The sequence below is a fragment of the Candidatus Moraniibacteriota bacterium genome (genome assembly GCA_028688415.1).
Classification (GTDB): domain Bacteria; phylum Patescibacteriota; class Minisyncoccia; order Moranbacterales; family UBA1568; genus UBA1568.
Map to the genome: position 1 here is coordinate 1 of JAQTYF010000005.1, position 8,651 is coordinate 8,651.

Below are 8,651 nucleotides of genomic sequence, written 5' to 3' on the forward strand. Positions count from 1 at the left end.
TTTGCCAACCGCACAAGGGAGAGCTGGAGATGAGAACAACCGAATCCGTCAACGCATCAGGCCAAAAGCTGATCGAGTGGGGTGGCCACGATGCGTGGAAGACCCGTCGCCTGGGTGATTTGCTGGTCAGCCTGGAATGGGCTGTGCTGCCAGGCTCGCGCACAGCGCAGCGCGTGGTTGTGATCGGCCGACCGCGCGAAGGACGGCTGATCCAGCTCAGTGATGCCACACAGGGCAACTGGCACCCGCGCTGTTACCGAGAAAAAGACCGGCCATTTTTGCTTGAATTTGACGTCGATGGAAAGCCAACAGGCCGACCGACACGCGATTTGATCTGGGATGCTGGACAGTCGGTACAGCTCATGGGCTACGGGCCGGACGACCGCACAGCAACCCATCACTATATAGACGCGCTGCTGAACGCCATGATCGACATGGTGCGAATGCCAGCAGCCCCGCCCAAGGTGCGCAGGCGCTTGGTTGGCGGCGACAGAACAACGATGGAAGTCACCGCAGTTCGTGACGGGAAAACACTGGAGGTGGCCCTATGATGACCGACGACAAGACAAAGACAGGACGGCATCAACGGCTCAAGGACATGTACCTGGAAGAATTGCTGCGCCAAGACGACAACAGGCGTGAGCGGATCAAGTGGACGCGCTACTACGAAAACGATCAGTTCACATCCGCACAGAAATCCATGTTGGCCGCACGCGGTCAGTCGGCAGTCAGCTACAACGGCGTCAAGCCCATCATCGACTGGCTCAAAGGCACCGAACGACGTGGCCGGGTTGATTTCACAGTCGCGCCACGGATTGACAGCCCTGAGGCGCGCGAGTCTGCTGCAGCAAAGCAAGAAGTGCTCAAGTGGCTGGATTACACCAATCAGACGGGCCATGAACGCAGTTTGGCGAGTGACCAAGCGTTTGTGACCGGGCTGGGATGGCTCGAAATTGCACCACGACAAGATGAACAAGGTTCCAAGGTCGTAGCAATGGCCGAGGACTGGCGCAATATGCTGCACGACAGCCGCGCCTTGTCTCGTGACGGCGATGATGCACGGTTCCTGTTCCGATCAAAAGTCGTTGATTTGGACGTGGCTATTGCCATTTTCCCAAAAAAGAAACTAGAGCTTGAGCATGTCGCGCAACGTGGCAGCGGTGAACGCATGTTGGGCATGTGGAGTGGTGCATCGAACATGATCGTCGGTGATGCAGTGGCGACAAGCGAAGGCGCTGCTGATGTTTTTGCAGGCAGCGACCTGTTTTCAACCCGCGACCGGGTGATGCTGCTGGAAGCCTGGACGCGCGAGCCGGTCAAACGCAAGGACAAACATTTTGGTGGCATTGTGGACCCGGTAAGCTGGTCGATCCATTGCACGATCCTGACCAGCGAAGACATCCTGGTTGAGTCCGAGTCGCCGTTTGCCCATGGCAGATTCCCGTTTGTACCGATCTGGTGCTATCGCAGCCTTGAAACCGGCCTGCCTTACAGCCCGGTGCGCGATCTGGTTGACATTCAGGACAGTCTGAACGCTCGCATCATGCGTACGCACCATCTGGCGCACTCAAACCAACTGCATATTGAGAAATCGGCGGTGGACAACACCGCGATGACGCTGTGGCAGATCGAGCGCGAACTGAAAGACCCGAACGGTATTGCGGTGTTCGCCGATGGCGCATTGGCTGGCAACCGTGTCCGCGAAGCCAAGCACAACGGCGATGTGCAGCAACTGATGCAGATGGCGCAACTGGACATGGACAGCATGAACCGCCTGTCAGGTATAACGCCGGAGAACCGTGAACAGACATCGCAGACGGCCAGCGGCAAAGCCATCATGGCCAAGGCGGATCAGGGCTCTCTGCTGACAACCGAGATTTTCGACAGCCTGCTGCGCGCGCGCTGGCTCGAAGGCGTGCTGACGCTTTCTCTGGTAGAGCAGTACATGCTGGACGAGCGGGCCGTTCCGGTTTCTGGTGCCAGCGGGAACCGTAAGTTCAAGCAGGTTAATCAGTGGGACGGCCAACGCTTTATCAATGATGTTGGCGGGCCGAAAGCTGAATTTATTGTTGGTGAACAGCAGTGGAAGCAGTCTAACAGCATGGCCGCGTTTGATTCACTGATGGGTGTTCTTGGTCAACTGGCCGGGCCGTCGCCGGAAGTCGTGGTAGCGCTGCTGGACGTGGTATTCGAGATGAACCCGAACCTTCCGCTGAAAGACAAGGTGCTCAAGCGCATCCGCTCTGTCACAGGCCAACAGGATGAGGACGCCGAGGTTGACCCACAACAGCAGGCCGCAATGCAGCAGCAGCAACAGATGCAGCAAGCGCAATCAAAAGCACAGATGGATATGCTGCTGGCCCAGGTGCGAGAGTCGCAAGCCAAGAGCGAGAAGCTGGACGCTGAAACAGTGACCAAGAAGCTTGAAGGCTTGTATATGGCCGCTCAGGGTGCACAAGTATTGGTGATGTCCCCAAGCATTACAACGGTCGCCGACGAGCTGATGAAGTCTGCTGGCTTCAAGGACATGGGCGGGGTCGGCGTGATTAACCCCGCCGCGATGCCACAACAAGCCGTGTCAATGGAACATGTTCCACCCGTGCAGCAGATGGACGGTGGCATGACCGGAATTGAAACCCCAATGGCTGATGGTGTTCAGCCCGGATTGATGTAACCATTTTTTAACCACGCAGGAGTGTGATCACCATGAAAATTGACCCAGAAGACCAAGTAGCCGCCGACATCGCAGCAGCAGAGGCGCGCGGCGAAGACCCGTTTGCGGACAAGCCAGCAGCGACTGAGCCAGTGCCTGCTGGAACGCCAGCCGAGCCAGCACCCGCAGAGCCGACGCCAGAAGCTGCCGCGCCCGCTGAACCCGCTGAACCAGAAGACCAGCCCGCTGCAGAAGCGCCCAAAGCCGAGCCCGTCAACCAGCCGCCGACAACATTTCAGACCAGCATTCCCGCTGACTACAAAGCCCAGCGGGCCGCATTGGTGGGCGAAAAGGCTGCACTGATGCAAAAGCTGATGGAAGGCGAGCTTGACGCGGAAGCCTTCTCCGCAGAAGAATCTCGGTTGAGCGACGCCCTGGAGGATTTGACCGCCCAGCGTATCCGCGCCGAGACGCTGCAAGAAGCCAACGTACAGACCCAGGCCGCGTTTCAGCAACGAGAGATTCAAAAGCTGATTGCCAATACCAAGACGGAAGTTGACTACGCCGCAGACGCCAAGGCGCAACGGCAATTCGACATGGCACTGCAAGCGGTTGGACAAGACCCGGACAACGCCGGTAAGGAATTCACCGAGTTGCTGAGTCAAGCACACACGGTGGTGTTGGCGCTGCGTGGCGTGATGCGTAAAGCACCAGACAAAGCAGAGCGTCCAGACCGCCCAGTTCCGCAAGCGCCGCAAACGCTGGCCGGACTACCTACAGCGGCCAGCAGTGGCGCCAAGACGGTCGAGCGTACTCTGGCAGAACTCTCGGGTGACGAGCTGGAGCATGCCTTTGACGTACTACCGAAGGGCGAGCTGCAGCGCTTGCTGAAAAGCTGAACATGACAAATTCGGTGGTGCCAAAGGGCATGGCTGTCAATCTGCGCAGTGGGAAATCCATTGTGCTGACGCTTGACAAATCGCCCGACGTTGACACCGAAAAAATGTGCATCAGAATTACTTTAGAAGCCAAGGCTGGGCAGGTGGCGCGCCTACATGTAGTAGCGCCACAGGTTGTAAAGATTGGTTTGGACTGAGTTGCGCAGGTTTCGCAATAGGCTCGCAAGAGTGAGCAATGCCACAACACCACAAGGAGGTCTAAATGGCAACGTCAACTACCCCTGTTCTGCCTACCGACCCTGGCGCACGAAAAGCATGGTCCTATCAAGTAGGAAAAGAAGGCGCTGAGAGGCAATATTTCTCGCGCATGATGGGCGGTGAGGGCACCAAAGCCGTCATCGTCAAACGAACCGAACTGGCAAAAGGCCAGGGCGACGAGATCACAACGCTGATCACCGCAAAGCTGCAAGGTGCGCCACGTGTCGGCTCTGAACGGCTCGAAGGCACGGAAAAGCGCATCACGCAGTTCGACACCAAGATCAAAATTGGTTTGATCCGCGAGGGCGTGAATGTCGGCTCCATCATGGACGAGCAACGCACCGGGCAAGCCCTTGGCGCGATTGGCCGTGAAGTGCTGGCCGACTGGCTGGCTGAGTACATGGAGCAGTTCATTCACTGCCACATTGCCGGTGAAGTCGGCGTCGGTTCCTGCATGACAAACGTCAAAGGCACCGATGGCGCGTTCAAGGCAATCGAGATGCCTTTGCTGCCGATTGATGCAACGCACCTTATGACAGGCGCAAAAGGCGAGCTGACAAAGGCAACGCTTTTGACAACTTCGCTCATGACGCTGTATACCATCAACAGCGCCGCCCGCAACAAGCTTACGAAAATGTTTGGTGGCATCAACGGTGCCAGCAAGATCGAGAAAGCCAATGTCGGCGGCAAGGCCGCATACGTCGCGTGTCTGCCGCCTGAAGTCATGGCTGACCTGCGCAACGATGTCGGCGATGCCGGTTGGGTGTCGTGGCAGAACGCCTTGGTGCGCAACCTGGGGCCAAAAGCTGGCCCGTTCGTCGAGGGTGGCGGCATGTACGACGGCATGGTCGTCGATGAAACACCATGCGGTACGTACCTTGAAGGCTATGGCGCAGGCGCCAGCATCACAGCGGCCCGGACATTTGTGATGGGCGCTGGTGCTGCGGCTTTCGCCCAGGGCAAGAAGGGTCTGAAAGACGGCTTGAGCGTCGAACTGGAAGAAGACAGCGACGACCGTGGCCACGAGCGTGTGATCCACCTGAAAGCCATCTTTGATGCAACTCGCGTGCATTACAAGGATATGGCCCACGGCATGATCGCCATCGACACAGCGTTCACCGCTGCACCTGGCGGCATCATCTAATCCAATCCCCCGGACTTCGGTCTGGGGGATAACCTAACTCAAGGAGAAACATCATGGCATTTCGCCAATCTACCCAAGCCGCTACCGGCGCCGTTCGTGGCGCTATCACCGCAAGCCAACCCACCGTCGTACTGGTGGATTATGTGATTCCAGCCGGAGTGCTGGTCAACGACATCACCGAGATGGGCGCTATCCCGCATGGCTGCCGGGTGACCGATGTTGCTGTTTCAAGCGATGGGCTTGGAGTAGGCTGCACTGTCGATGTTGGTGTGTTGTCCGGCGTCTACGGCAAAAACGATGCTGCCCGAACAATCGGCAACGAGTTCCACGCCGCTGCCACAGTGGCAACCGCTGGCATGGTCGGCGGCATGACAAAAAACCCTGGTGCGTTTGTGCCTGCTGAGTCGGCAACCGGCTTTGGCGTCAAGTTCCTGGGTGCTGCGCCGACAGCAGCCAAGAAGCTGACCGTGGCCCTGACCTGCGTGAGCAAGTAATGGCCAAGCGCGGCAGGCTACCACTTGCAGATGTGACAGAGGTGTCTGACACCGCCAAAACGCTGCGTGATTACCAGCCGCACGAGCGCAACAACGCTCAAAGAGTCCACGGCGATGCCTTGCGAGAGCTTGGCAGACGCCATGGCATAGCCAACTCAACCATGATCGGCATGGACGACGACAAATTGCGCAAGCAGATAAGCTACGCGCAAAGCTACGCCGCGATGAATGACTATGCTGTGGTCTGATTTCGGCCCCTATGTACTGCCCTATGTGATTGGGTGCCCAAACCCGGTCATGGAAGCGCATGTCAGGCGTGCAGCCATCAGGTTCTGCACAGAAACAAAGTGCTGGGCCAAGCGGCTTGATCCGGTTTTGACAGATGGAACGGTCTTGGTAGATATCGATGCTTCCAGTGACAACGCCAGTATCATCGACTTTGACATGGTTGAGGTGAACAGCGTGGTGTGGCCGCTGCTGGACGCTGAAACAGGCATCAGGCAGGCGCAAGCCGACGATGGCAAGACGTTTTGCTTTTCAGAGGACATGAGCACGCTGCGAATTTACCCGCTGCAAGTCGCTGGTGTCCCGGTTGTGGTGCGTGCTGCACTGATTCCAACACGCAATGCAACCAGCATGGAATCAGCATTGGATGAGCATGCTGAAGCCATCTCATACGGTGCTATTGCCAGCATCATGCGTGTTCCGAATCAGCCATTTTCCAGTCCAAGCCTAGAGTTTGAGACTATGTTCCGTGACAGCATCCGCGCAGAGTCGTCACGGCTTGCACGCGGGCGCATTGCCGTTACTGAACGAGCAATACCCAGCTTCATGTAAGGGTCCGGAGACGTTGACTCCGAAAAAATCTCGGTGATTCTTGAAGGAATTTCAGGAGTCACTTATGACCATTACCGCCCAATCCGTCATCCATCGCGCCACGGACCTTCTGCAAGATCAAACATCCATCCGCTGGCCTGTCAAAGAGCTTGTGCGTTGGCTCAACGATGCCCAGCGTGCAATCGTCAAGGTCCGCCCGGACTCGATGAACACCACGGCGACCATGACGCTTTCTGCTGGAACACGGCAAGACCTTGACAGCGCAACCGCCGATGCTGCGGGAAACTCCGCGTTGATCCCACTGCCAGCAAAGTTGATCGAGATCACACGCAACATGGCTGCCACGTCAAGCAAAGGCGCGGTGACCTTGGTTCCGCGCAAGATTCTGGATGCCCAGACGCCAAACTGGCACAACGCGACGGGGGCCGTCAACGTCATGCACTACATGTTCGACCCCAAGGACCCGAAGACCTTCTACGTGTACCCCCCAGCGACTGCTCTGGCGCAGCTTGAAGTGATGTACGCAGCCTACCCGACAGACATCACGGAGCCTCTTTCTGATACATCAATCTGGAGCGATGTGACAGGCAACCTGACGCTCCCCGACATCTACGCTGACGACGTTCTCAACCTGGTCATGTACCGCTGCTACTCCAAGGACAGCGAATACGCAGGCAACGACGCAAAGGCGGTGGCTTATCTCAACATGGTAACGGCCTCTCTTGGTGCTGAGATTGCGGCCACCGTGGCTGTATCGCCAAAATGATCATCCGATTTGCTGGTTTCCAAGGGGAAAATAGGGCGATTGAACCGAAGCTGTTGCCCGACACCGTTGGCGCCGTCAGCACCAACCAGAAGCCGGGTCGTGGTGATCTGCGACCCTGGGGCGCACCGCTGAACAAAGCCACGGTGCCCGCCGGGCGCAAGACGATCTGGCGCATGGGCCGTGACGTGGCCAGTGATGCCAACTACTGGCTGAGCTGGCCGACCGTGGTGCATGCAGTGGTGGGTGGCAACGCGGCCGACACCTCTGAGCGCACCTATTACACCGGTGACGGCACGCCGAAGTGGACCGATACCACCAAAGCCCTGGCGACGGCACCCTACCCGACATCATCGCGCGAGCTTGGCGTTCCGGCGCCATCGAGCACCATCGGTCTGGCGGCGTCTGGCGGCACAAGCACGACGACCGAGACGCGCGTCTACACCGAGACGTTTGTCACGGACATTGGCGAAGAGAGTGCGCCAAACCCGGCAACTGCCACCATCACCTGCAAGATCGACGACACCGTGACGATCAGCGCACTGGCGGCGGCACCTGCCGGCAACTACGGCATCACCTTGCGGCGCATCTACCGCACACAGACCGGCACCAGCGGCAGCACGGACTACTATTTCCTGCGCGAGATTGACTCGACATTAACCGGCACGACCGACGACAACCGCGCGCTGGGTGAGCTGATGACAACTACCACCTGGCTGCCGCCAGACGCCGGCATGACCTGGCTTACCGGCTTGTGGAACGGCATGATGGCCGGCATTGTCGGGCGCGCCGTACGCTTTTGTGAGCCATGGGTGCACTACGCCTGGCCCATCGCTTACGAGGTGTTGCCGACCAACGCCAAGCCGGTGGCGCTGGCGACCTATGGCCAGACGCTGGTGATGCTGACCGATGGCAACCCGAGCATCATTACCGGCGGCTCGCCCGAGAGCATGGACGAGCAGCCGGTGGAGTTCTATCAAAGCTGCGTGGCGCCGCTGTCGGCGGTGGGTGTTGGCCATGGCGTGGTGTGGGCCAGCCCGGACGGCCTGGCGTACATGGGCTCTAGCGGTCCACGCCTGCTGACCAACGGCATCATGACGCGCGACGACTGGCAAGCCATTCACCCGGACACGATTCAGGGCGCGTTCTACAACGGCTTGTACTTTGGCTTCTACAACGACGGCGCGCGCAAGGGCTTCATCATCGACCCGGCTGCACCGCAAGGGATGTTCTTTCTGGACTTTGGCGCCGACGCTGTGCATGTGGACGCGCTGCAGGATGCCTTGTTCATTCTGGACGGCGTCAACATCAAGAAGTGGGACGCCGGAGCCGCACTGACGACGACCTTCAGGAGCAAGGTGTTCCACCAGCCCAGGCCGGTGCCAGCGTTTGGCTGCGCCGAGGTGGTTGGCAGCTACCCGTGCACCTTCCGGCTGTACGCCGACGGCGTGCTCAAGCACACGCAAACGGTGGCCAACGCCAGCCCATTCAGGCTACCGAGTGGCTACCACGGGCAGGATTTTCAGATCGAGGTCGCGACCACAGGGGATATCCAACTGGTGGCGATGGCGCACACGATGCAGGAATTGGCGCAGACATGAGC

The 8,651-nt window shown here is 58.5% G+C and carries 9 protein-coding genes; all 9 read left to right on the forward strand.

The annotated features are described in order from the left end of the window. On the forward strand, positions 1-551 hold a 551-nt coding region (locus tag PHH40_04905), incomplete at its 5' end, for a hypothetical protein (GenBank protein ID MDD2767062.1). Then, positions 548-2,674 carry a hypothetical protein gene (locus tag PHH40_04910; protein MDD2767063.1) on the forward strand — a complete coding sequence of 709 codons (2,127 nt, stop codon included), beginning with the start codon at positions 548-550 and terminating at the stop codon, positions 2,672-2,674. The genes PHH40_04905 and PHH40_04910, both read left to right, overlap by 4 nt. 23 nt (positions 2,675-2,697) lie before the next feature. Further along, positions 2,698-3,552: a hypothetical protein gene (locus tag PHH40_04915; protein MDD2767064.1), complete on the forward strand. Its 855-nt coding sequence runs from the start codon at positions 2,698-2,700 to the stop codon at positions 3,550-3,552. 262 nt (positions 3,553-3,814) lie between these two features. Continuing rightward, the gene (locus PHH40_04920; protein ID MDD2767065.1) at positions 3,815-4,954 is read left to right on the forward strand and encodes a N4-gp56 family major capsid protein; all 1,140 of its coding nucleotides are present in this window, start codon (positions 3,815-3,817) and stop codon (positions 4,952-4,954) included. A 53-nt stretch (positions 4,955-5,007) separates the two neighbouring features. Next, on the forward strand, positions 5,008-5,448 hold the full coding sequence (locus PHH40_04925) for a hypothetical protein (protein ID MDD2767066.1): 441 nt from the start codon (positions 5,008-5,010) through the stop codon (positions 5,446-5,448). After that, a complete protein-coding gene (locus PHH40_04930; protein ID MDD2767067.1) occupies positions 5,448-5,696 on the forward strand; it encodes a hypothetical protein in 249 nt (82 codons plus the stop codon). The genes PHH40_04925 and PHH40_04930 overlap by 1 nt, the downstream gene beginning before the upstream one ends. Continuing rightward, on the forward strand, positions 5,683-6,285 hold the full coding sequence (locus PHH40_04935) for a hypothetical protein (protein ID MDD2767068.1): 603 nt from the start codon (positions 5,683-5,685) through the stop codon (positions 6,283-6,285). Before PHH40_04930 ends, PHH40_04935 begins: the two co-directional genes overlap by 14 nt. A 64-nt stretch (positions 6,286-6,349) precedes the next feature. Next, positions 6,350-7,051, forward strand: a complete 702-nt coding sequence (locus PHH40_04940) for a hypothetical protein (GenBank protein ID MDD2767069.1) — start codon at positions 6,350-6,352, stop codon at positions 7,049-7,051. Then, positions 7,048-8,649 carry a hypothetical protein gene (locus tag PHH40_04945; GenBank protein MDD2767070.1) on the forward strand — a complete coding sequence of 534 codons (1,602 nt, stop codon included), beginning with the start codon at positions 7,048-7,050 and terminating at the stop codon, positions 8,647-8,649. Before PHH40_04940 ends, PHH40_04945 begins: the two co-directional genes overlap by 4 nt. Positions 8,650-8,651: the final 2 nt, after the last annotated feature.

What these genes read in the sequence shown, in the direction of transcription:
- PHH40_04925 (MDD2767066.1), top strand. Translation starts at nt 5,008, where the DNA reads ATGGCATTTCGCCAATCTACCCAAGCCGCTACCGGCGCCGTTCGTGGC.
- PHH40_04940 (MDD2767069.1), top strand. Translation starts at nt 6,350, where the DNA reads ATGACCATTACCGCCCAATCCGTCATCCATCGCGCCACGGACCTTCTG.
- PHH40_04930 (MDD2767067.1), top strand. Translation starts at nt 5,448, where the DNA reads ATGGCCAAGCGCGGCAGGCTACCACTTGCAGATGTGACAGAGGTGTCT.
- PHH40_04910 (MDD2767063.1), top strand. Translation starts at nt 548, where the DNA reads ATGATGACCGACGACAAGACAAAGACAGGACGGCATCAACGGCTCAAG.
- PHH40_04935 (MDD2767068.1), top strand. Translation starts at nt 5,683, where the DNA reads ATGCTGTGGTCTGATTTCGGCCCCTATGTACTGCCCTATGTGATTGGG.
- PHH40_04920 (MDD2767065.1), top strand. Translation starts at nt 3,815, where the DNA reads ATGGCAACGTCAACTACCCCTGTTCTGCCTACCGACCCTGGCGCACGA.
- PHH40_04945 (MDD2767070.1), top strand. Translation starts at nt 7,048, where the DNA reads ATGATCATCCGATTTGCTGGTTTCCAAGGGGAAAATAGGGCGATTGAA.